Raw genomic sequence first — 21,790 nt, forward strand, 5'->3', positions numbered from 1 at the left:
GACGCAGCGAGAGTGCCGCTGGGGCGCCGCGCAGCAGGTCATCGGTGTTCGCCGAACAGGCCCTGGTCCGTCACGCCCGGGCCGGGCACCGGTCCGCGGTTCACTCAGGGCCCGCCCGCGCTGTGTCGCGGGCGGGCCCCGTTCTGTTCGGGACGCGCCGCGCCCTCACGGTGCCCACCCTTCGGTCACCGGGGTGGGACATTCTCGGGGTGAGAGGGCACGAGCACGCGCGAGGGGGTGCGGGCCGACCTCACCGGGGGGGGGAGGAGACGTGGTCATGGCGGAGGAGTTCGAGGAGGGCCCGCCCAGGGTCCTGGCGGGGGTCGACGGTTCCGCTGCCTCGCGCGGTGCCGCTGAGTGGGCGGCGGCGGAGGCGCACCGGCGCGGGTGGCCGCTGTTCCTGGTCCACGCGCTGGCGATGCCGCTGGTGATGTCGGTCTACGCGGGTCCCACACGGTTCCCGCCCTCGGACGAGCTCACGGCGCAGGGGCGGCACGTGCTCGACGAGGTGTCCGACCACGTGCGCCGGCTGGTGCCCGAGATGCGCTCGGAGACCGTGTTGGCCCTGGAGGAACCCCCGCTCGCGCTGTTGCGTCGTGCCCGCGCCGGGGACCTGGTGGTCCTGGGTTCGCGCGGCCTGGGACCGCTGCGTTCGGCGGTGGAGTCGTCCGCAGGGGTGCGCCTGACGGCCCGTTCGCCCTGCCCGGTCGTGGTGGTTCCCGGACGGGAGGGCACCCGGGGGCCGGTCCGGCCGCGCAGGATCGTGGTGGGGGTGGACGGGTCGGAGGACTCCCGTCGGGCACTGCGCGCGGCGCTGGAGCAGGCGGCGCGCGTGCCGGAGGGTTCGGTTGTCGTGGTGCACAGCTGGCAGGTGCCGCTGCCGTTCGATCCCGGCCCGGACGGGGGCGAGGAGTGGACCCCGCCCGGTTCACAGTTGGACCGGCGTTCCCAGGAGATGGTCTCCGACATGCTCGAACGGGTCTCCGAGGACGCCACCGAGAGGGTGGGCGTGAGTGTGCTGCGCACGGGCGATGACGCGGTGAGTGCCCTGATCGGTGCGGCCGAGGACGCCGACCTGCTCGTGGTGGGCTCGCGCGGGCGCGGGAGCGTGCGCGGGCTCTTGTTGGGATCGGTGAGCCAGGGGGTGATGCACGCCTCCCCGGTACCGGTGATGGTGTTGCCGCACCGGACGCACGGGAAGGCCTGAACGCGGCCGTGTGCGGGGATGCGGGGCGGGGCGGGTCCGGGGTGGAGACGCGGGAGACCGGGCTCCACCAGCACGGGAGCAGCCCAGGACCGTCTCCGGCGACTGGCACGGGTCGGAGAACGTGTCCTATAATCGGCGGCAATGTCTGGTCCCGCACGCTTCTTGTGCATGGCGCTCATCTCCATGTCGCTCACGAGCACCGATGACGGCCTCTGTCGCCGCCGGTGCCGCCTCGTCGTGCGCTGACGGACCCGCTCTCTCTTCATTCCCCCGGGCCCCGCGCGCCCAGCTTCCGACGCGGCACCGGTGACCCCCGCACCCGGCCTGTTCGGCGCGCCCGCGCCCTGTCACCACCGTTTGGACATCATGACTGCTCAACCCACTTTGCCTGCCGAACCCACTGGGTCGGTGGACAATGACCCGGGATCCCCGGCCCTTGCACTGAGGTGGCAACCGGCCCTGTCCACCCCTGCACCGCAGGCTCCCGAGGCCGAACCGGTCCGCTGGTGGCCCTTGGGTGTGGCCCTCCTGGGCGCCCTGGGGCTGTCGGCCTTCGTCTGGTCGGAGCACGGCGCCCTGCCGGCGGTCCTGCTCCTGCTGGGCATCGGCCTGGGCTTCACCCTGTTCCACTCGCGGTTCGGGTTCACCTCGGCCTGGCGCCAGTTCATCGCCGTGGGCAACGGCAAGGGGCTGCGTGCCCACGCGGTCCTGCTCGGCACCACAGCGACCCTGTTCGCCCTGGTCATCGGCACTGGAACGGGACTGTTCGGCAACGAGCCCGATCCGATGTCCGGGACCATCGGGATCGCCCTGTTCGCGGGTGCGTTCCTCTTCGGTATCGGCATGCAGCTGGGCGGCGCCTGCGCCTCGGGCACCCTGTTCACCGTGGGCGCGGGCCAGTCGGCCATCGTCATCACACTCATCGGTTTCATCGCCGGTTCGGTGATCTACAGCGCCGCGTGGCCTCTGGTCAACGACCTTCCCGAGGTGCCGGCGGTGATGCTGTCCGACCACGTGGGCTGGTTCGGTTCCTGGGGCATCACCATCGCGGTGCTGGTCGCGATCGTGCTCATCACGCGGATGGTGCAGAACCGCGGGGTTCCGCCGCCCACCGGCGCCCCGCCGTCGGCACGGGGTGTGGCGCGCGTGCTGCGCGGCAGCTGGCCGATGATCGCGGGCGCCGTGGTTCTGGCGGTGCTGGGCGCGGCCGTGCTGGTGACCTCGGGCACGACATGGGGCATCACGTCGGCCTTCAACCTGTGGGGCGCCAAGTTCCTGCAGCTCATCGGTTTCCAACCGGAGACATGGGCGTTCTGGTCGCAGCCCGACCAGGCCGCTCAGCTGGAGGGCCCGGTCCTGCAGGACCAGAACAGCCTGACCAACATCGGCATCATCCTGGGTGCCGCGGTGGCCGCGGGCGCGGCAGGCACCTGGAAACTGCACACCGGGTTGAGCTGGAACGTCGTGGCGGCCGGCCTGGTCGGCGGCGTGCTCATGGGCATCGGCGCGCGCCTGGCGGGCGGCTGCAACATCGGCGCGTACCTGGCCGGGATCGGTTCGGGCAGCCTGCACGGGTGGCTGTGGGCGCTCTTCGCCCTGGCCGGGACCTGGGCCGGTCTGCAGGCGCGATCGCTGTTCGGACTGGGTGTGCCCAAGCCGTCGGACAGCTCGTGCTGACCACTCCTCGCACGTGAGGACGGCCCCGGCAGTGAGCTGCTGCCGGGGCCGTCCTGTGTCCGTTCACCAGGCGCGGCCGACCATGCGGGCCACGTGCCCGGGAAGGGGGACCTCGACCTGCCGCCCGGGGTCGGGGCGAGGCTCCCCCACGGTCAGGGTCAGAGGGAGTTCGCCGGCCCACACGGGCAGCTCGGCGTCCTCGGGTTCGTCGTTGGGGCCTCCGGTGCGCACCTTGACCGAGGCCTCCTCCAGGGGCAGGGCCAGGACGCGGGTCTTGGCCAGGTCCCGCTCGGAGGGGGCGCGCACCTGGTCCCAGCGGTCGGGGACGAGATGGTCGACGATGGCGCGCAGGGCGGCCAGGCGTTCGCTCTCGTCCTCGACCACCCTCGGGGTTCCCAGCACCATCGCCGAGCGGTGGTTGAACGAGTGGTGGACGGCGGAACGGGCCAGGACCAGCCCGTCGGGCACCGTGACGGTCACGCACACCTCGGAACCCTGGCGCAGGGAACGTGCCCCGGTGGACCCGTGCAGGTAGAGGGTGTCGCCGATGCGGGCGTGGCAGGTGGGGAGCGCCAGGGGCGTGCCGTCCACGACCACGGCCATGTGGCACAGGAGTCCGTGGTCGAGCACGTCGAACAGGTCGGCCCGCTCGGTGCGGGTCTTGTGCTTGGCGCGGTTCAACCGGGTGCGTTCGGTGGTGGAGAGCATGGCACCAACCTAGGCAGAAGTGGTTACCTATAACAGGTCCACTTTCGGGCCATAACAGGAGACCACTTCGGGGGTGGAGATGGCACGTGGTTCGGTCGAGGCCCCGGTCCACCTGGACCGCGCGGACACCCGTCCGTTGTCGGTGCAGTTGGCCGACCAGGTGCGTTCAGCGGTGACCGAGGGTGTGCTGCAGCGGGGTGAGCGCCTGCCGTCGGGCCGGTCCCTGGCCGCGCAGCTCGGGGTGAGCCGCACGGTGGTCACCGAGGCCTTCCAGCAGCTCTACGCCGAGGGATGGGTGGAGGGCCGGCACGGATCGGGCACCTTCGTCGCCGGGGGCACCGGGGCGCGCCCGAGCGGGGGCCGCCCGGAACCGGGGCCCTCGGACCCGCTGCCGGCACCGGTCACCGATCGCGAGGGCGCCCGGCGTGCGGGCCTGGTCGATCTGCGCCCGGGAGCTCCGTGGGTGGGATCGGTGGACCGGGCGGCCTGGCGCCGGGCGTGGCGCCACGCGGCCGAGCAGCCCTTGGACGACTCCCCTGATCCTCGCGGGCAGCCCCGTTTGCGGGCGCTGCTGGCCGAGCACCTGCGCCGGGTGCGCGGGGTGCGGGTCGGCCCGGAGAACGTCATGGTCACCGGCGGCACCGGCCACGGACTCGACCTGGTCGGTGCGGGCCTGGTGGGTGCGGGCGCCCGTGCGGGGGTGGAGGAACCGGGGTACCGCAAGGCCCCGGCGGTCTTCGCTGCGCGCGGGGCGGTGCCCGTTCCGTGCCGGGTGGACGGCGAGGGGCTGGTGGTGGAGGAACTGCCCGAGGACCTCGCGGCGCTGTACACCACACCCGCACACCAGTACCCGCTGGGCGGCCGGCTGCCGGTGCCGCGGCGCGAGCAGTTGCTGGATTGGGCGCGCGAGCGGGGGACGACGGTGGTCGAGGACGACTACGACGGCGAGTTCCGGTACGACGCGGCCCCGCTGCCTGCTCTGTACGGTATGGACCCCGAGCGCGTGGTTCTGCTGGGGACGTTGTCCAAGACCCTCTCCCCAGATCTGGGTATCGGCTGGTTGGTGGCGGACCCGGGGACGGTCGGGCGCCTGGCCCGGTTGCGTGCGGAGCTGTCGGACCGTACACCCGGGCAGCCGCAGGCTGCGACGGCGCTGCTGTTGGAACGCGGTGACCTGGACCGCCATCTGCGCCGGATGCGGCTGGAGTACGCGCGGCGCCGACGGTTGCTGAAACGGCGGCTGGGGCGGTGGTTGACCGGTGACACCGCGGGACTGCACGTGCTGCTCCCGTTGCCGACCGAGGCGGTTCGGCCGGTGGTGGAGGGCGCGGCCGAGCGCGGGGTCCTGGTGGTGGACACCACACACGCGAGTTTCGGGGCGCCGCCGGTGCACGGGTTGGTGCTCGGGTACGGCTCGGCCGGGACGCAGGCCCTGGAGCGGGGCTGCGGTGTACTGGAGGGACTACTGGGCGAAATGGGGTTGAATGTCCCGTGATGGGCATTTCTTCCCCGTTTACACCAGATACCCAATCCGAACAAGGGTGTCATCGAACCGCGACCACAGCAGTGCGTTTGACCTGGACAATGGAGACATCGTTGCGAATTGGGGGTACCGAGGTGCAGGGGCGTCGAACGACGCATGACCTTTACGACGTAGATGTTCTGTGGTGCGAGGGGGAAGGGTGACACCGATGCACGCGACGTCACCCCGGGTCCGATTCGACCACGAGTTCACCCTGCGCCCCATGCACGGCAACGCGGGCTTCGAACGCGCCCTGCTGCGCCACTTCGAGGAACACGAATGGGAGGGGGCTCCCCTCCTGTACTGCCGCGACCACGAGAACCGGCTCGTGCACAGTGCGCTGCGCGGGACCGCCGTGCACGACGACCGCTACCTGGAGGACGAGTACCTGCAGGGTGCGGCAGCGCTCGTGCGCGAGTTCCACGACCTGACCGCGGGCACCCGCCTGGCCGGGCAGTGGGAGGTGGTCTGCCACAACCAGCTCGCACCGCGGCACACCATCAGCCAGAAGGGTGTTCCGTACGCGTTCGTGGACTGGGAGGCGGCGGCACCGGGTGTGCGCCTGCACGACTTGGCCGACCTGTGCTGGCGGTTCGTGGACCTGGGGCCGAGCGCCGAGGACCCGTTCCGGCGCGTGCGGATCATCTGCGACGCCTACGGGCTCGCCGAGCGCGAGCCCCTGATCGGGACCATCATGGCCCGCCAGGACCGCTACCGGCGCATCGTGGAGTCCGGCGCCCACCGCGGGGACCCGCGCATGGTGGCGCAGTACCGGTCCGGTGAGACCGAACGCATCGGGCAGCGGCTGATGTGGATGCGCGAGCACCAGCGCGACCTGGCCGCCGAACTGGTCTCCTGACCCTGCGAGCCCGCGCACCCAGGGGAGGTTCGCCACCCGTGCCATGATGCGCCCATGGACCTGGAGCACATTTACGTGCCCACGGGCGAGGGCGTGTACCTGCACTGCGTCCTGGCGGGGCCAGTGGGCGCTGCCCCGCTCGTGGCGGTGCACGGTGGGCCCGACTGGGACCACTCCTACCTGCTGGACCCGCTGACCGTGCTCGGCCACCGGCGCCTGGTCCTTCCCGACCTGCGCGGATGTGGTCGCTCCTCCCCCGGGCCCTGCAGCTTCGCCGCGGCCGCACGCGATCTGGCCCGGCTCGTCCGCCACCTGGGCCTGGAGCGTCCCGACCTGTTGGGTTTCTCGGCCGGGGGCCAGGTCGTGCAGCGGCTGGTGCTGGACCACCCAGGCCCGTTCGGGCGCGTGATCATGGCTTCCAGCACCCTGTGGCCGGTCACTGACGCCGACTTCGGCCCCTGGCCCGAACGCGAACGCCGACGGGCGGCCGAGGCCCGGATCTGGTCCATGCCGGGGCCCGTCACCCCCGCGCGGGTCAGAAGGGCCGCCCTGGCCGGGGCGCCCGCCAACGTGTGGCGCGGGGACCGAATCGTGCACTACCGGCGGGTTCTGGAGCGCGTGCGCTGGTCCGCGCACTGGTTGCGCGCACTGCGCGCCGGCCGCCTCGACCCGCCTCGACCGGCCGACGGGCCGAGGCGACTGGCCGAGGCGGACGCGGCGTGGCTCTTCCTGCACGGGCGCCAGGACATGCTCTTCCCCGCACACGTGGCCGAGCGTGCAGCAGTCCTGTTGCCCCGGTCGCGTGCGGTCGTGCTGGACGGCGCGGGGCACATGGCCCACGTGGACCGGCCCGAGGCGTGGATCGGCGCCGTTGAGGACTTCCTCTCCGGACGAGCACAGGCACCCGGCGCGGCGTAACCTGCGGGCACGACCCGACCCGGAGGAGGAAGACCGTGGAGGAGACCCGGAACCTGCCCGACCGCAGCCTGCGTGTGGCCGAGGCGTTGGCCGGCATCGGTGCGCAGGGGCGTGTGCGCGAGCTGCCCGACTCCACCCGCACCGCCGCGCAGGCCGCCGAGGCCCTGGGCTGCGAGGTGGGGGCGATCGCCAACAGTCTGGTGTTCATGGCCGACGAGCGCCCGCTGCTGGTGATGACCAGTGGTCGGCACCGCGTGGACACGGACGTGCTGGCCGAGCGCCTGGGCAAGGGACGCATCCGCCGCGCGGAGCCGGAGGAGGTGCGCGGCGCCACGGGGCAGGTGATCGGCGGCGTGGCGCCCCTGGGCCACCCAAAACCGGTGGAGACGGTCGTGGACCTCGCTCTCGAGGACCACCCGTGCCTGTGGGCCGCGGGCGGCACGCCCCGCACGATCTTTCCCACCGACTTCACCGAGCTGGTCAAGATGACCGGCGGCACCGCCGTCGCCGTCAACTGACGCCCGCGGGCCCCTCCCCGCGTTCGAGAGCCACGTGTGCCGCGTGCCTGGCGGCCCGGGCGGTCGAGGGCGTATCTGGCGGTCGAACACGGGCCCCGCACAGCTCATCTGCCACGTGCGCCCCGACCTGGAGTAGAACTCTTGCCAACACGGCTCTGATCATGAAGGTTCTTTCCTGAGCCCACCGGATCATACTCATCGTGCTTAGATGAGCACACTCGGCAACGATCCGGCCCGCTCACCGGAGCTTTCGAAAAGGAGCCATGTTGGCGCACACGCACCGGAACCGCCCACGCAGGGCCCTCGACGTTCCGATCCCCCGGACCGCGCTGTGGGGCGGCGTCATGGCCGCCGCACTCGCCGCCTCGTTCATGCACGCCCCACAGGCCCTCGCCGCACCCGAGGACCCGCGGACCCAAGAGTGCGAGCCCGAGGAGGACGCCGTTCCCAAACGCCAGATGCGCGCGGAGTGGGTCGCCGGGGTCGAGAACATCGACTGGCCCACCGAACAGGGCATGAGCGCCGAGGAGCAGCAGGCCGAACTGGTCGAGCTCTACGACGGCGCCGTGGACCGAGGCCTCAACGCCGTCGTGGTCCAGGTCCGCCCCACCGCCGACGCGTTCTGGCCCTCCCCGCACGAGCCGTGGTCGGAGTGGCTCACCGGGGAGCAGGGCGGCGATCCCGGTTACGACCCGCTGGAGTTCGCCGTCGAGGCCGCCCACGAGCGCAATCTCGAGTTCCACGCCTGGTACAACCCCTACCGGGTGGCCATGCACGACGACCCCTCGCGCCTGGTCGAGGACCACCCGGCCCGCGAGAACCCCGATTGGACCTTCTCCTACGGCGGGCAGCTCTACTACGACCCGGGCGTGCCCGAGGCGCGCGAGTTCGTGGTCGAGGCGATGATGCACTCGGTCGACAACTATGACGTGGACGGCGTGCACTTCGACGACTACTTCTACCCGTATCCGGTCGACGACGAGGAGATCCCCGACGAGGACACCTACGCCGAGCACGGCGAGGGCTTCGACGACATCGGCGACTGGCGGCGCGACAACGTCGACACCATGGTCCGCGAGGTCAGCGAGGCCGTGAAGGCCTCCAAGCCGCACGTGAAGTTCGGCATCAGCCCGTTCGGGATCTGGCGCAACTCCGACACCGACCCGGCCGGGTCGGACACCGAGGGCATGGAGTCCTACGACGAGCAGTACGCGGACAGCCGCAAGTGGGTGACCGAGGGCTGGCTCGACTACATCAACCCGCAGCTCTACTGGCACATCGGCCTGGACGTGGCCGACTACTCGGTGCTGGTTCCGTGGTGGGAGGAGGTCGCCGCGACCACCGACACCCACCTCTACATCGGTCAGGGCGCCTACAAGGTCGGGGAGGAAGAGGGCCCCTGGAGCGACGACCCGCGTGAACTCTCCGAACACCTGCACCTGAACCAGGACCGCCCGGGTGTGCACGGCGACGTCTACTTCAGCGCGACCTCGCTGCGCACCAACGCCCAGGAGGCCTTCGAGATCGTGCAGGAGGAGCACTACGCCCACCCGGCGCTGGTCCCGATCGACCCGGACCTGGGCGGTGAGGCCCCGCCCGAGCCGACCGTGACGGGTTCGGAGCCGGTCGAGGACGGCCTGGAGCTCGGCATGGCCCCGGCCGAGGGTTCGGAACCGGCCTACTACGCGGTGTACGCGATCGAGGGCCCGCCGGAGGAGGAACCGGTCTGCGGCATCGGCGACGCCCGCAACCTGTTGGGCACCGTGCGCGCCGGCGACGACGGCACGGCCACGTTCACCGCGCCGGCCCACGAGGGCGAGTACACCTACTACGCGACGGCGCTGGACCGCCTGCACCACGAGAGCGGTGCAAGCGAGCCGCACCACCTGCCCTGACCCGCCGCTCGGGCCGGGGACGCAGAGCCCCGGCCCGAGCAGCCCCGGCCCCGACACGTGATTGGTGAACCGCCCGAACGGTTACGAATCGGACATGAGTCATCAAGACCCGCACAGGCCCGACGACCCGGTCAACGCTGAGGCGCAGGACTGGAACGAGGCCGGCGTACCCGAACAGGAAGACTCCACCGAGGACGAGGCCCTGCCCGCCGACCGGGAGGACCCGACCATGATGGAGGAGGAGTACGACAGCACGGCCGAGGAACGCGATCCGCTCGTCGAGGCCCTGGCCCGCGAGGAACCCGAGGCCGCCGAAGCGCTCGGCAGCGCGGCCCCGGACCGGGGACGGGACCGCGCGGGGGGCGGTGGCCCCTCCTCCGACAGCGGTGTCGAGCCCGGCCCCGGCGGGCCCGAGAGCAAGGCCCTGCACCAGGAGGAGGAGCTCCGGCAGGAGGACGAGGGCGGGCGCCCCGGCGAGTGAGTGGGCGCCGGGCCCGGGCATCCGGCCTGTTCACGCCCACCGGGGCCCGGACGCACGGCTCAGTACTCGCGCGAGGCCAGGACGCAGAACTCGTTGCCCTCGGGGTCGGCCAGTACCGTCCAGGCTTCGTCGCCGCTCTGGCGCACATCGACCCGGTGTGCGCCCATGCGTTCGAGGCGGGCGATCTCGGCGTCGCGGTCGTCGTCGACGTGGGTGGCCAGGTCGATGTGCAGGCGGTTCTTGACCGCCTTGTCCTCGGGCACGGGCACGAAGACCAGCCCGGGGTTTCCCCGGTCCCACTCCTGCACGGTCATGGGTTCGGCCTCCAGCCACGGCGGGATGACGACCGCGCCCTCCTCCTCGTCGACGATCATCCGCCAGTCGAGCACCTCGGCCCACCACTGCGCCTGGGCGCTGTGGTCTCGGCAGTCGATGACGGTGGTGTACCAGCGCAGTGCCATGGGGGGTTCCCTCCTGTTTGCGCCCGCGCGGGGCGGGCCCGTGCTCGGACGCGCACCACGGTAGAGGGAGGTACCGACAGTCCGGCTGCGGCCGCGCCGATCCGGGGAAACCGCGTTGCCCGCCGACCATCCCGCTGCCAGGGTGTGGCCCATGACCGACGACGCCCTGGCCCCGTTACGGCGCCAGTTCGACCTCACCTGGGCCCTGTTCGAGTACCACCTGGAGCGCTTGGAACCGCAGGATCACCTCTGGGAACCGGCCCCCGAGTGCTGGACCCTGCACCTGCACGGCGGTGTGTGGGTGCCCGACTTCGCCGAGGAGGAGCCCGACCCCGTTCCCGCCCCGACCGCAGCGTGGGTTGGCTGGCACATCGGCTGGTGGTGGGGCACCACGATGGAGCTGCTGCAGGGGCGCCAGGCCCTCCCGCCCGAAGCCGTGCACTGGCCCGGCCCCGAGAACGCGGTGGAGTGGCTGCGCTCCTTCCGCGGACGGTGGCTCGCCCTGCTGCCGGACCTGGACCCTGCCGCCCCCGCGCCCTTCCCCTGGCCCGAGGGCACGGGGCACACCGTCACCGACACGGTGGCCTGGGTCAACGCCGAGCTCATGAAGAACGCCGCGGAGGTCGGCCAGCTGCGCATCCTGCGCGCCGCGGGCGCCACCGGCTCCTCGTGACCGTCCGGCCCCTGCGCCGGGCCGTCAGCCCCGCGGGTTGAGCGCCTGGAAGAGCACGTGGTCCTGCCAGCGGCCGTCGATGCGCAGGTACTCGGGGGCCAGGCCGAACGGCTGGAACCCGTTGCGCCGCAGCACCCGCTGCGAGGCGCCGTTGTGCGGCACGGTCTCGGCCTGCAGGCGGTGCAGGCCCAACGGCCCGAAGGCCAGCGACTTGACCTCGCCGACCGCCGCGGTGGCCAGCCCCCGGCCGTTGTGCGAGGAAGCGATCCAGTAGCCGATGGCGGCCGACTGCAGGGCCCCGCGCACGATGCCGTTGACGGTGATGCGCCCGACGATGCGGTCGGTGTCGTCGGTGACCACCAGCGGAACCTCGTGGCCGTCGATGTAACCGGTCAGTTGCTGGTCCAGGAGCCGGTACTGGCCCTGGGCGGTGAAGTACTCCTCGGGGCGCACGGGTTCCCAGGGGGCGAGGAAACTGCGGTTCTCGACCAGGCGGGCGGCGATCTCCGCGGCGTCCTCCAGCCTGGCCAGGCGTGTGTGTGCCATGTACTCCCCTGTGCCGTCGACGACCTCCCGGCAGGTTAGCGTTCCAGCACAGTGGGCGCGCGGACACCTGTCCGCGTCCGTTCACGGGGACGTAACCGGCACTTCCGACTCCACCCGCGCGAATGTGAGAATAACGGGGTGACACCTCGACACTCAGCAGAATCCGATCCCGATCAGAACTCCCCCGACACCGGCTCGCCCAAGACCACGGCCGCCGGTCTGCCCGCTGTCCTCAACAGCGTCAAGCAGGTCGCAGAGAACGCCGGGGTCATGCGCGGGCTGCCCGCCATGCTCGCGGTCAACCAGAAGAAGGGCTTCGACTGCCCCGGCTGCGCCTGGCCCGACCCCGAGAAGCGCCACAAGGCCGAGTTCTGCGAGAACGGGGCCAAGGCCGTGGCGGAGGAAGCCACCAACCGCGGCCTCACCGGCGCGTTCTTCGCCGAGCACTCCGTATCCGATCTCTCCGAGCGCTCCGGGTACTGGTTGGGTCAGCAGGGCCGCCTGACCGAGCCGCTGTACCTGGCCGAGGGTGCCACCCACTACGAGCCGGTGGGCTGGGACCGTGCCCTGGACCTGATCGCCGAGGAGCTGCGCGGGGTCGAGCACCCCGACCGCGCGGTCTTCTACACCTCGGGCCGCACCAGCAACGAGGCGGCCTTCGCGTACCAGCTCTTCGCACGGGCCCTGGGCACCAACAACATGCCCGACTGCTCCAACATGTGCCACGAGTCCTCCGGGTCGGCGCTGAGCGAGACCATCGGGGTGGGCAAGGGCAGCGTGTACCTGGATGACCTGCAGCGCGCCGATCTCATCATCATCGCCGGCCAGAACCCGGGTACCAACCACCCGCGTATGCTCAGCGCCCTGAAGAGGGCCAAGCGCGGCGGTTCGAACATCATCACGGTCAACCCGCTCCCGGAAGCGGGCAGCATCAACTTCCGCGACCCGCAGACCCCGGCCGGGCTCATGGGGGCCGGCACCGACCTGACCGACCTGTTCGCGCAGATCAAGTTGGGCGGGGACCTGGCGCTGTTCTCGGCGGTCAACCGGCTGCTGCTGGAGGCCGACGCCCGCGGTGAGGACGTGCTCGACAAGGCCTTCGTCGAGGAGTTCACGCACGGCTTCGACGACTACGCCAAGGAGCTCATGGCCGAACCGGACGAGGAGTTCTGGCCGCGGGTGGAGCACGCCACCGGGCTGGAGCGCGAGCTCATCGAGCGCATGACCGCGATGGTCACCGAGGCCAAGAGCGTCGTGGTGTGCTGGGCGATGGGTCTGACCCAGCACAAGCACTCGGTCCCCACGATCCGCGAGGTCGTCAACTTCCTGCTGCTGCGCGGCAACGTCGGGCGCCCGGGCGCGGGTGTGTGCCCGGTGCGCGGGCACTCCAACGTGCAGGGCGACCGCACGATGGGCATCTACGAGAAGCCGAAACAGTCCTTCCTCGACGCCCTGCAGAAGGAGTTCGGGTTCGATCCGCCGCGCGAGCACGGCCACGACACGGTCGACGCGATCCGGGCCATGGGGCGCGGTGAGGTCGACGTGTTCTTCGCGATGGGCGGCAACTTCGTCTCGGCCTCCCCCGACACCCTCGTGACCGAGGATGCGATGCGCCGGGTGGGGCTCACGGTGCACGTGTCCACCAAGCTCAACCGTTCGCACGTGATCACGGGGGCGCGGGCACTGATCCTGCCGGCTCTGGCGCGCAGCGACCGCGACGTGCACGAGGGCCAGGAGCGGTGGGTGACGGTGGAGGACTCCATGGGCGATATCCACGCCTCCCACGGGGTGCTCGAACCGCTGTCACCGGGCATGCGGTCGGAGGTCGACATCGTGCGCGAGCTCGCCCGCAGGACCCTGGGCGAGGACTCGGTCGTGGACTGGGACTCCCTGGCCGACTACGACCGGATCCGCGACCATGTGGCCGCGGTGGTGCCGGGCTTCGACGACTTCAACGCCCGTGCACGGCGCTCGGGCGGGTTCACCCTGCCGAATGCCCCTCGCGACGACCGGCGTTTCCCCACCGCGACGGGGCTGGCCAACTTCACCAGCAACGGCAGTTACGCACCGGAGATCCCCGAGGGCCGCCTGCTGCTGCAGACGCTGCGTTCGCACGACCAGTACAACACGACGATCTACGGGTTGGACGACCGCTACCGCGGAGTGACCGGTGGGCGCCGGGTGGTGCTGGTCAACGCCGAGGACGCCCGTGAGCTCGGCCTGGTCGAGGGTACGCACGTGGACCTGGTCAGCGAGTGGGAGGACGGCCGCGAGCGCCGGGCCCCGCACTTCAAGGTCGCGCTTTACCCGACCGCACGCGGGGGCGCGGCCGCCTACTACCCGGAGACCAACGTGCTGGTTCCGCTGGACTCCACCGCCGAGATCAGCAACACCCCCACCTCCAAGTCGGTAGTGGTGCGGTTCGAGGAGAGCACTGGAGCACCCGCGCAGGGGGTCTGAGGCTCCGGGCCCCGATCCTGAGCGGTACGGGGGCGCCCCCGTCGAAGGTGCACGGAGGGCGCCCCCGTACTCTGAGGCGATGCCGACCATCTACCTGATCCGCCACGGCAAGGCCTCCCCCGAGGCGGACGACTACGACGAGCTCAGCGCGCCCGGGTACGAGCAGGCGCGGCTGCTCGGGGCCGAACTTCGGCGCCGGGACCTCAAGGTGGGCCCGGTGGTGTCGGGTTCGTTGCGCCGCCAGCAGCAGACCGCGCACACGGCGCTGGCCGAGGCCGGTGTCGACGAGGTGCCGGAGGTGGACCGGCGCTGGGACGAGTACGACCACCTGCGGCTGCTGGCCCTGGACCCTCGGGGTTCGGGGTCGTTGCAGGACCGCCTGGACGCCTCGCTGACCGCCTGGACGGGGTCCGGGGAGACCGGCCCGGGAAGCTGGAACCATTTCCGCGACGGGGTGGCCTCCGCCCTGACCGACCTGGTGACCCGGTCGGAGCGCGGCCGTACCGCCCTGGTGTTCACCTCCGCGGGGGTGATCGCGACGGTGTGCTCGGTGCTGCTGTCCACGTCCACGTCGGGGTTCCTGGCGATGAACCGGATCGTGGTCAACGGTTCGGTCACCAAGCTGTTGCACGGCCGCGGCGGCACCCAGCTGGTCGGGTTCAACGACCACGCGCACCTGGAGCACGGCGGCACGGAGCTGATGACCTACCGCTGACGCGCCGGCAGACCTGCCCCGCACCGATCGTGTGCAAGGCAGGCCGGCCCGGTCGTCGCCGCCCGTGCAGGCGGTGGCAGCCGCTTCGGGCCCGGGACGGCCCCTCACGGGTGGAGTGCGGTCTGTATGTCCAGCAGTTCCAGGTCGTGCCTTGCCGCCACCGCCTCGGGGTCGCGGGCTTCGGTGCACTCGGCCAGGCGGGCGGAGAGTTCCCGACGCGCCCGCCGCACCTGCGTGCGGTGCTCGTAGGTCAGGGGCACGGCCTCCAGGCGCCCGGTCCCGGTCCGCAGACCGAACGGTGTGCGCAGGGCCCATTCCCAGATCTGGCCACCGTTCGTGCCGACGCGGAGGAGCGCGGCGCGGACGAGGATCCCGTGCGTCGGGGGGCGTTCCTGTTGCAACAGGACCCACTGCCCGATCAGCAGAAACGGGTCGTGCGTCTGCTCCGGTCGGCCGGAACTCCGGTCTCGTCGGTTGGCCTGCGCGTACATCACGGGGTCTTCCTCGGCTTGTTCGGACACGGTCGTCGGACGCGACAGGTGTCCGGGGCTGGTTGGACCCGGCCTGCGTCCGCTCGGTGTACTGGTGACGCCGGCGCGAACGAACTATGACGCGGTTGAACCAACTTTCTCCACATTTGTCGCAAGCCCTTCGCGCGACCCATCCGTGAAGAGGCACGTGCGCGCGCAGAGCCCGGGCCCCGACGCCGCGGCCGTGTGGGAACCGAGGGGGCGACCCCTCGACCTACCGTTGTCCGGGTGAGGGCGCCGGTTCACGCAGGACCTGCGCCGTGCGCAGCCCGGCGAAACCGGCGGCCAGTGCGCCCACGGCGACGACCGTGATCCCGCCCCCGGCCATGAGGGCGCCGGCGGCTCCGATGAAAGGGGCCAGGGCGCCGAGGGTGAGAGCTCCGGCGGAGTTGCCGAGGGTGGACTGGGCGGTCCACACGGCGTTGACCCGCCCGCGCAGGTGGTCGGGGGTGTGGGACTGCAGGAGGGCGTAGCGCAGGATCTCCTCGACGACCTGCCCGAACCCGAGCAGGGCCAGGAAGCAGAACGCGACCGGGGCCCAGGTGCTGGTTCCGAACCCGAGGACGGCCACGCCGCAGAGGCCGACCGCGAGAAGCATGAGCGCACCGGTGCGTTGGGTGCGCCCCGCCCAACCGCTCGTGAGCGAGCCGATGAGGGCGCCTGCCGCGGGGGCGGTGTAGAGGAAGCCGACCAGGGCGGGGCCGCCGCCGAGGACCTTGTCGGTGAACTCGTTGATGAGGACCTGCGGTGCTGCGAACAGCATCTGCACCAGCCCCAGGAGAAGCAGGGGTCCCACGACGCGGTGGGTCAGGGCGAACCGCCCGCCCTCGCCCAGTGCGGCGAAGAACGGTTGGGAACGTGCCTCCTCGGGGGCTTCCAGACGGGGAAGGCGCCATACGAGCACGGTGGTGAGCAGGGACAGCACCGCGGTCAGGATGTAGTTGGCCCCCATCCCGAGCGCCGCGATGACCGCGCCGCCGAGTGCGGGCGCAAGTACCGAGCCGAGTCGGCCGTTGAGGGCGAGCAGGGCCCCGGCCGCGGGGAGTTTGTCGCGCGGCACGAACCCGGGGGCGGCCGCCTGGAGGGCCACGGTGCTGAAGGAGCCGAAGAACCCGTTGAAGGCGGCGGTCACGTAGATGACCCAGAGCCAGGGTTCGTCGGGGACGAGGGTGTTGGCGGCGAGCACGCCGAAGGCGATGACGGCGGCGGTGCGGCCGATGACGATGAGGCGCCGCCGGTCGCCGCGGTCGGAGAGCATCCCTCCGACGAGGGTGCCGGCCAGGACGCTGACGGCGTTGGTGGTGTGCACGGTCGCCACCAGGAGTGAGGACCCGGTGAGGCCGTAGACCTGCATGGGCAGGGCGACGGCCGCGAAACCCAACCCGAAGATGGAGATGAGCCGGGCGACGAAGACGATCCTGAACTCGGGGCTCGTCCGGAGCGGGCTGATGTCGACCATCAGCTGGGAGAGTCTCACGGGGGTCCTTCACGGGTGGGCGGTGGAGGCCCGGGGCGGCACCGGGGCCTCCACCTGCGGGTGACTGTGTGTCCCGGTGGTCGGGGCGGATCAGGCGCTCGCCTCGCGCAGGCTGCGGGGGCGCAGGTCGGTCCAGTGCCTGTCGACGTGGTCGAGCGCCTCGTCCTTGGACACGGGTCCGTGGACAGCGGTCCATCCCTCGGGGATGCGGGCGAAGCCGGGCCACAGCGAGTGCTGGTCCTCGCCGTTGACCAGGACCAGGAAGGCGCCGTCGGTGTCGTCGAAGGGGTTGCTCAAGGTGGGTCTCCCTCGGGTGCGTTGCGTGGCGGGATCGGGGCTGTTCAGCGGGTGGTGAGGAGTGTGTTCCAGGCCTGGAGGGTGGGCTCCTCGGCGAGGGCGACGAAGTCGGTCTCGACCCCGTACTCGCGCCATTTCTCCACCAGGCTCATCAACCTGATCGAGTCCATGCCCTGGTCGAGCAGGCTCTCGCCCTCCTCGATCTCCTCGGGCGGGATGCCCAGCGCCTCTGCTGCGTGGGCACGGACCAGGTCGGGGGTCAGCGTCTCTCCGGCGGGGCCGGCGTTCGTGTCCTGCTGCATGCGGTTCCAGTCTCTCGGGGCCGTGTCACGGGCCCGTTCGGGGCCGGTGGCACTGCGGTCCGCGGCGCCACCGACCGGGGTCAGGGTTCGATCTGTTCCAGGACCTGGTCGAGGCTGTCCAGGGTCAGGAGCGCGGACTTGTGTGTGGTCGCGTCGCTCCAGGGCAGCGGGTGCACCTGGCCGTCCTGGGCGGCGGGCAGGGACTCGAAGACGTCCTGGTCCAGCAGGTCCGCGGTGGGTCCGGGGACCTCGCCGTCGGGTCGGGCCTCGGTGAGGACCACGTCGGCGCCGGAGAGCTGGTCGACCTCCTCCAGGGGGTGGTAGGCGGCCCATGCCTGGTGCGAGGCCTCGTTCTGCTCGCCGATGAAGTCGAGGCCGACCTCGGTGGCGATGGAGGTGTTCCAGGCCGGCCCGAACTCCTGCAGGACCTGCCCGGCACCTGCGCCGGGTGTGCCTTCGGAGGAGCGGGTGAAGGCGAAGTCGGTCTCCTCCAGCACGTCTGCGTACTCCTCGCCGAGATCGGCGACCCGGGTGTCGTACTCCTCCTCGACGTCCTCATAGGTGTCGGAGACACCGATCGCGTCGGCGACCTGTGCCTCGACCTCCTTCCAGGAGTCGGGGTCGCCCAGGCCGATGTCGGCGGTCGGTGCGAGTTCGCCGAGCTCTTCCAGGGGGACGTTGTCCCACCCGTCCGCCGGCCATGCGACGACGATGAGGTCGGGTTCGAGGTTGGCCACGGCCTCGAAGTTGATCTCCTGCGTGGCCCCGACCTGCTCGATGCCGGAGATGGTGTCGACGTCGTCCGGGTGGATGTTCTCCTCCCAGTTGTCCTCGGTGTGGACACCGACCACCTCGCCGCCGAGTTCGACCGCGGGTTGGGCGGCGTAGGACAGGGCCACCACCCGCTCCGGGTCGGCGGGGATCTCGACCTGGCCGTTGTCGCCCTCGAAGGTGCGGGTCTGCCCGTCGACCGCGTCGGCGCCGGCGTCGTCCGAACCGGATCCGCCGCAGGCTGCGGCCCCGAGCGCGAGGGCGGCCAGGACGCTCGTCGAGCGCAGGAGCACGGTGTGAGTCATAGGGGTTCTCCTGTTCTGGAGGCGGGGGATGCTTAGGCAAGCCTAGCCTTATCATCCGTCGCTCTGCATTCCGGGGCCTGCTCCAGGGCCCGGGCCAGGACCGGCCCCACCTCGGCCAGAGCGGCCGGTCCGGTGAGGGCGTCGTGGGAGGCGTTGACGCGGTGGTCGACCACTTCTCCCTTCACGTAGGGCTCCCACGCGCTGTGGTCCACGTCCTCGCGCGGGGTCCCGGCCGCGGTGAAGAAGAGCAGGTCGCCCTCGAAGACCCGGTAGGTGGCGCGGGTCATGAGTCCGGCGTTCTCCCGGTAGGTGTCGACGACGGCGTCGAGCGTCCCGGGGTCCAGATCGCCCCAGATCCCCTCCCCCTCCCGGATGAACTCGGTGACCTCGTCCCGCGCGTACGGGGCAGTGAAGTCGGAGGGGATCTCGCGCATGGACGTGGTGAGCAGGAAGCTCAGGGCCTCCTGCTCCAGCTCCTCCGGCTTCGCCGACAGTTCGCGCGCACGCCGCTGCCCGTCCAAGGGGTAGGTGTCCATCACCCCCAGCAGGCGGACCTGCTCGCCCGCGTCCTGCAGGAGGGTGGCGACAGCGTGTGCGACCTGCCCGCCGAACGACCAGCCGACCAGGTGGTAGGGCCCGTGGGGCTGGACGGTCCTGATCCGTTCGAGGTAGTACGCGGCGATCCCGTCGAGGTCGTCGGCCACCCCGTGCCGCCCGCGCAGGCCGGGCGACTGCACGCCGTAGACCGGTCGGTCGGTGCCGAGGTAGGGAAGCAGACCCGCGAAGGACCAGCTGAACCCGGCGGCCGGGTGGAGGCAGAACAGGGGAGGCAGGTCCCCGCCGGCCCGCAGGGGCAGCACCGTGGCGAGGGGGTCGCCGCCGCCCTCGACGCCGAGCAGGCGCGCGGCGATCCGTTCGGGCGTCGCGGCGGTCAGGACCTCGCCGACCTTGATCCGTGTGTCGAGGGCGCCCCGGACCTTGCCGACCAGGCGCATGGCGAGCAGTGAGTGGCCGCCCAGAGCGAAGAAGTCGTCCTCGACACCGACCTCGTCCAGTCCGAGCACCTCGGCGAAGAGGGCGCAGAGTGTGCGCTCCTCCTCGTTGGCCGGGGCCCGGCCGCCGCCCGCGCGCCACTCGGGCACGGGCAGGGCGGCCTGGTCGAGCTTGCCGTTGACGGTCAGCGGCAGTCGTGGGACGGGGACGAGGGCGCTGGGGACCATGTGGTCGGGAAGGCGCGCGGCCAGGACGTTGCGCACCTCCTCGGTGTCGAGGTGCTCCGTCCCTCCGGTCCTGGGAACGAGGTAGGCGACGAGCCTGCGCACGCCGGGGCTGTCCTCCCGGGCCAGGACGGCCGCCTGGGACAGGTCGGGGTGGGACTCCAGGGCCGCGACGATCTCGCCGGGCTCGACCCGGTGCCCGCGGATCTTGATCTGGTCGTCGGTGCGGCCGAGGAAGTCCACGAGCCCGTCCTCGCCCCAGCGCACCAGGTCGCCGGTGCGGTACATGCGGGTCCCGGGCGGACCGAAGGGGTCGGCCACGAAACGGTCGGCGGTGGCACCGGGGCGCTCGGCGTAACCGCGGGCGATCCCGACCCCGGCCACGTAGAGCTCACCTGGCACGCCGGGCGGCACCGGGGCCAGACCCGAGTCGAGCACGTACACGCGGGTGTTGTGGATGGGGGCGCCCACCGTGGGCGCGGCGCTGTCCTCGGTACCTCCGCCGAGGGTGTTGATCGTGTACTCGGTCGGTCCGTAGAGGTTGTATCCGAGCACCCCCGGGGCCTCGCGCAGGCTCTGCCAGACGGCGTCGGAGACCGCCTCGCCCCCCAGGAGGACGAGGCAGGGCACGTGCCTGCCGTCCTGCTCCAGCAGGCCGTCCTCGATGAGCTGGCCGCAGTAGGAGGGCGTCACGTTGATGACGTCGATGCTGTGCTCGGCGCAGTAGGAGGTCAGGGCGTCGGAGTCGCGGCGCATCTCCTCGTCCATCAGATGGACCTCGTGTCCCTGGACCAGCCAGAGCAGCTCCTCCCATGACATGTCGAAGGAGAAGGAGACGGTGTGGGCCACGCGCAGGACCCGCCCTCCCTGCTCGGCGATGACCTGGTCGAAGATGCGTTCCTGGTGGTTGACCAGCATGTTGGCCAGCCCGCGCAGGGGCACGGCCACTCCCTTGGGCCGCCCGGTGGAGCCGGAGGTGTAGATGGTGTAGGCGAGGGTGTCTGGGGTGACCGGGCCCAGGAGTTCGGCGTCGGCGAGGTCCTCGGGCGAGAGCCCTTCCAGGAGGGCCTCGGTCGCGGCCTCGCCCAGCACCACGTCGGCCGTTCCCCCGGGGGACGGGACCTTCGGCGCCGAACCCTCGTCGACCAGGGCGACCGGCGGTGCCGCCTCGGCGAGCATGTCGGCCAACCGCGACTCGGGGTGGTCCAGGTCGAGCGGCACGTACGCGGCTCCGGCCTTGAGCACGGCGAACAGGCCCGCCACGGCGTCGACCGAACGCGGTACCCCGAGCGCGACGCTGCTGTCGGGTGCCACGCCCCGTTCGATCAGCAGCCGGGCGATGCGGTTGGCGCGGCCGTTGAGTTCGGCGAAGGACACGCGGCGGCCGTGGAAGACCAGGGCTGTGCGGTCGGGGGCGCGCCGGGCGGTCTGTTCCAAGAGCCGGGTGATGGACTCGGCCGGCAGGTCGCGCTCGGTGCGGTTGGGCTCCACGAGCACGGCCCGCGTCTCCTCCTCCGACAGCAGGTCGAGGTCGGCCACACGCTGTTCGGGGGCATGGGCCAGCGCCGCGATCGCCGCCAGGGCGCGGTCGAAGAGCCGTTGGACGGTCGTGTCGTCGAACAAGTCGGGGCGGTAGGCGAGGGAGACCGCGGTCTCCTCTCCCGGTTCCACGACGAAGGTGAGGGGGTAGTGGGTGGCGTCGGCGGCCGACACGCTCTGCAGCCCGACCGCCTCTTCGAGTTCACGGACCTGGGAGGCGTCCTTGGGGGTGTTGCGCAGGACGTACAGGGTGTCGAAGAGGGTTCCCGTTCCGGCCTGCCGCTGGATCTCGGCGAGGTTGACGTGGTGGTACGGCAGCAGGGCGGACTGCTGCTCGTGCACACGCTCGAACAGGTCGAGGAGGCGTTCGTCCGGGCGGGGGTCGATGCGCACGGGGACGGTGTTGAAGAACAGGCCGATGATCGAGGAGACGTCGGGGATCTCCGGGGGACGGCCGGAGACCGTGCTGCCGAAGACGATGTCGTCGCGCCCGGTCTGGGCCCGCAGGGTCAGCGCCCACGCCGTGTACAGGAGCGTGTTGGGGGTGACGCCGATGCGACGGGCGACGGTGTTCAGGGCCTGCGCTGTCTCCTGAGGCAGGGTCGTCTCGAGCGAACGCGGCATGACCGGTCGGCGCCCCCGGTCGGGCGGGGCCACCAGGGTCGGGGCGTCCAGCCCGGCCAGGGCCTCGCGCCAGGCACCGGCGGGCCCG

General features: G+C 71.5%; 20 protein-coding genes. 11 read left to right on the forward strand and 9 right to left on the reverse strand.

Features of this window, described 5'->3' with window-relative positions:
• The first annotated feature begins 277 nt into the window (after positions 1-277).
• Complete coding sequence (locus D474_RS0101690; protein WP_017611867.1) at positions 278-1,207, forward strand: universal stress protein; 930 nt, start codon at positions 278-280, stop codon at positions 1,205-1,207.
• 366 nt (positions 1,208-1,573) lie between these two features.
• A complete protein-coding gene (locus D474_RS0101695; RefSeq protein WP_026118086.1) occupies positions 1,574-2,884 on the forward strand; it encodes a YeeE/YedE family protein in 1,311 nt (436 codons plus the stop codon).
• 63 nt (positions 2,885-2,947) lie between these two features.
• Here D474_RS0101695 and D474_RS0101700 read toward each other — a convergent pair whose 3' ends face one another.
• Positions 2,948-3,592, reverse strand: coding sequence for a pyridoxamine 5'-phosphate oxidase family protein (locus tag D474_RS0101700; RefSeq protein ID WP_017611869.1), 645 nt, complete (start codon positions 3,590-3,592; stop codon positions 2,948-2,950).
• Between the two features lie 79 nt (positions 3,593-3,671).
• On the opposite strand from D474_RS0101700, the gene pdxR reads away from it, so the two are divergent.
• The 6 genes from pdxR to D474_RS0101730 all read left to right on the forward strand — a co-directional run bounded on the left by pdxR (position 3,672) and on the right by D474_RS0101730 (position 9,785).
• The gene (gene pdxR, locus D474_RS0101705; RefSeq protein ID WP_040702942.1) at positions 3,672-5,087 is read left to right on the forward strand and encodes a MocR-like pyridoxine biosynthesis transcription factor PdxR; all 1,416 of its coding nucleotides are present in this window, start codon (positions 3,672-3,674) and stop codon (positions 5,085-5,087) included.
• A 196-nt stretch (positions 5,088-5,283) separates the two neighbouring features.
• Positions 5,284-5,973: a phosphotransferase gene (locus D474_RS0101710; protein ID WP_017611871.1), complete on the forward strand. Its 690-nt coding sequence runs from the start codon at positions 5,284-5,286 to the stop codon at positions 5,971-5,973.
• A 54-nt stretch (positions 5,974-6,027) separates the two neighbouring features.
• Complete coding sequence (locus tag D474_RS0101715) at positions 6,028-6,891, forward strand: alpha/beta fold hydrolase (protein WP_017611872.1); 864 nt, start codon at positions 6,028-6,030, stop codon at positions 6,889-6,891.
• Positions 6,892-6,926: 35 nt separating this feature from the next.
• Positions 6,927-7,409: a YbaK/EbsC family protein gene (locus D474_RS0101720; RefSeq protein WP_017611873.1), complete on the forward strand. Its 483-nt coding sequence runs from the start codon at positions 6,927-6,929 to the stop codon at positions 7,407-7,409.
• A gap of 263 nt (positions 7,410-7,672) precedes the next feature.
• Positions 7,673-9,304, forward strand: a complete 1,632-nt coding sequence (locus D474_RS0101725; protein ID WP_017611874.1) for a glycoside hydrolase family 10 protein — start codon at positions 7,673-7,675, stop codon at positions 9,302-9,304.
• 94 nt (positions 9,305-9,398) lie between these two features.
• A complete protein-coding gene (locus D474_RS0101730; protein ID WP_017611875.1) occupies positions 9,399-9,785 on the forward strand; it encodes a hypothetical protein in 387 nt (128 codons plus the stop codon).
• 59 nt (positions 9,786-9,844) lie between these two features.
• Here D474_RS0101730 and D474_RS0101735 read toward each other — a convergent pair whose 3' ends face one another.
• The gene (locus D474_RS0101735) at positions 9,845-10,246 is read right to left on the reverse strand and encodes a VOC family protein (RefSeq protein WP_017611876.1); all 402 of its coding nucleotides are present in this window, start codon (positions 10,244-10,246) and stop codon (positions 9,845-9,847) included.
• Positions 10,247-10,397: 151 nt separating this feature from the next.
• Here D474_RS0101735 and D474_RS0101740 point away from each other — a divergent pair, with 151 nt between their 5' ends.
• Positions 10,398-10,919, forward strand: coding sequence for a DinB family protein (locus D474_RS0101740; protein WP_017611877.1), 522 nt, complete (start codon positions 10,398-10,400; stop codon positions 10,917-10,919).
• A 24-nt stretch (positions 10,920-10,943) separates the two neighbouring features.
• Here the strand turns inward: D474_RS0101740 and D474_RS0101745 are convergent, their stop codons facing one another.
• Positions 10,944-11,465, reverse strand: a complete 522-nt coding sequence (locus D474_RS0101745; RefSeq protein WP_017611878.1) for a GNAT family N-acetyltransferase — start codon at positions 11,463-11,465, stop codon at positions 10,944-10,946.
• Positions 11,466-11,603: 138 nt separating this feature from the next.
• On the opposite strand from D474_RS0101745, the gene D474_RS0101750 reads away from it, so the two are divergent.
• Both D474_RS0101750 and D474_RS0101755 read left to right on the forward strand, forming a co-directional pair.
• Positions 11,604-13,925: an FdhF/YdeP family oxidoreductase gene (locus tag D474_RS0101750; protein ID WP_017611879.1), complete on the forward strand. Its 2,322-nt coding sequence runs from the start codon at positions 11,604-11,606 to the stop codon at positions 13,923-13,925.
• A 79-nt stretch (positions 13,926-14,004) separates the two neighbouring features.
• Positions 14,005-14,640 (forward strand): histidine phosphatase family protein, encoded by a 636-nt coding sequence (locus D474_RS0101755; RefSeq protein ID WP_017611880.1) that lies wholly within the window; start codon positions 14,005-14,007, stop codon positions 14,638-14,640.
• Positions 14,641-14,744: 104 nt separating this feature from the next.
• On the opposite strand, the gene D474_RS27320 is transcribed toward D474_RS0101755, so the two are convergent.
• The 6 genes from D474_RS27320 to D474_RS27325 all read right to left on the reverse strand — a co-directional run.
• Positions 14,745-15,161, reverse strand: a complete 417-nt coding sequence (locus tag D474_RS27320; RefSeq protein WP_152476575.1) for a hypothetical protein — start codon at positions 15,159-15,161, stop codon at positions 14,745-14,747.
• 223 nt (positions 15,162-15,384) lie between these two features.
• A complete protein-coding gene (gene entS, locus D474_RS0101765) occupies positions 15,385-16,647 on the reverse strand; it encodes an enterobactin transporter EntS (RefSeq protein WP_239646978.1) in 1,263 nt (420 codons plus the stop codon).
• 90 nt (positions 16,648-16,737) lie between these two features.
• Entirely contained in the window at positions 16,738-16,944 is a 207-nt protein-coding gene (locus D474_RS33085; RefSeq protein WP_017611883.1) for an MbtH family protein, read from the reverse strand.
• Positions 16,945-16,988: 44 nt separating this feature from the next.
• On the reverse strand, positions 16,989-17,246 hold the full coding sequence (locus D474_RS0101775) for a phosphopantetheine-binding protein (protein ID WP_017611884.1): 258 nt from the start codon (positions 17,244-17,246) through the stop codon (positions 16,989-16,991).
• 80 nt (positions 17,247-17,326) lie between these two features.
• The gene (locus tag D474_RS0101780; protein WP_017611885.1) at positions 17,327-18,322 is read right to left on the reverse strand and encodes an ABC transporter substrate-binding protein; all 996 of its coding nucleotides are present in this window, start codon (positions 18,320-18,322) and stop codon (positions 17,327-17,329) included.
• Positions 18,323-18,354: 32 nt separating this feature from the next.
• Positions 18,355-21,790, reverse strand: a 3,436-nt coding sequence (locus tag D474_RS27325) for a non-ribosomal peptide synthetase (RefSeq protein WP_017611886.1), incomplete at its 5' end; no start/stop codon positions are given.

This window comes from Nocardiopsis salina YIM 90010 (genome assembly GCF_000341025.1).
In the GTDB taxonomy this organism is placed as follows: Bacteria; Actinomycetota; Actinomycetes; order Streptosporangiales; family Streptosporangiaceae; genus Nocardiopsis; species Nocardiopsis salina.

Excerpts from the sequence above, each read along its gene's own strand:
- D474_RS0101690 (WP_017611867.1), top strand. The coding sequence starts at position 278 with ATGGCGGAGGAGTTCGAGGAGGGCCCGCCCAGGGTCCTGGCGGGGGTC.
- D474_RS0101695 (WP_026118086.1), top strand. The coding sequence starts at position 1,574 with ATGACTGCTCAACCCACTTTGCCTGCCGAACCCACTGGGTCGGTGGAC.
- D474_RS0101700 (WP_017611869.1), bottom strand. The coding sequence starts at position 3,592 with ATGCTCTCCACCACCGAACGCACCCGGTTGAACCGCGCCAAGCACAAG.
- pdxR (WP_040702942.1), top strand. The coding sequence starts at position 3,672 with ATGGCACGTGGTTCGGTCGAGGCCCCGGTCCACCTGGACCGCGCGGAC.
- D474_RS0101710 (WP_017611871.1), top strand. The coding sequence starts at position 5,284 with ATGCACGCGACGTCACCCCGGGTCCGATTCGACCACGAGTTCACCCTG.
- D474_RS0101715 (WP_017611872.1), top strand. The coding sequence starts at position 6,028 with ATGGACCTGGAGCACATTTACGTGCCCACGGGCGAGGGCGTGTACCTG.
- D474_RS0101725 (WP_017611874.1), top strand. The coding sequence starts at position 7,673 with ATGTTGGCGCACACGCACCGGAACCGCCCACGCAGGGCCCTCGACGTT.
- D474_RS0101730 (WP_017611875.1), top strand. The coding sequence starts at position 9,399 with ATGAGTCATCAAGACCCGCACAGGCCCGACGACCCGGTCAACGCTGAG.
- D474_RS0101735 (WP_017611876.1), bottom strand. The coding sequence starts at position 10,246 with ATGGCACTGCGCTGGTACACCACCGTCATCGACTGCCGAGACCACAGC.
- D474_RS0101740 (WP_017611877.1), top strand. The coding sequence starts at position 10,398 with ATGACCGACGACGCCCTGGCCCCGTTACGGCGCCAGTTCGACCTCACC.
- D474_RS0101745 (WP_017611878.1), bottom strand. The coding sequence starts at position 11,465 with ATGGCACACACACGCCTGGCCAGGCTGGAGGACGCCGCGGAGATCGCC.
- D474_RS0101755 (WP_017611880.1), top strand. The coding sequence starts at position 14,005 with ATGCCGACCATCTACCTGATCCGCCACGGCAAGGCCTCCCCCGAGGCG.
- D474_RS0101775 (WP_017611884.1), bottom strand. The coding sequence starts at position 17,246 with ATGCAGCAGGACACGAACGCCGGCCCCGCCGGAGAGACGCTGACCCCC.
- D474_RS0101780 (WP_017611885.1), bottom strand. The coding sequence starts at position 18,322 with ATGACTCACACCGTGCTCCTGCGCTCGACGAGCGTCCTGGCCGCCCTC.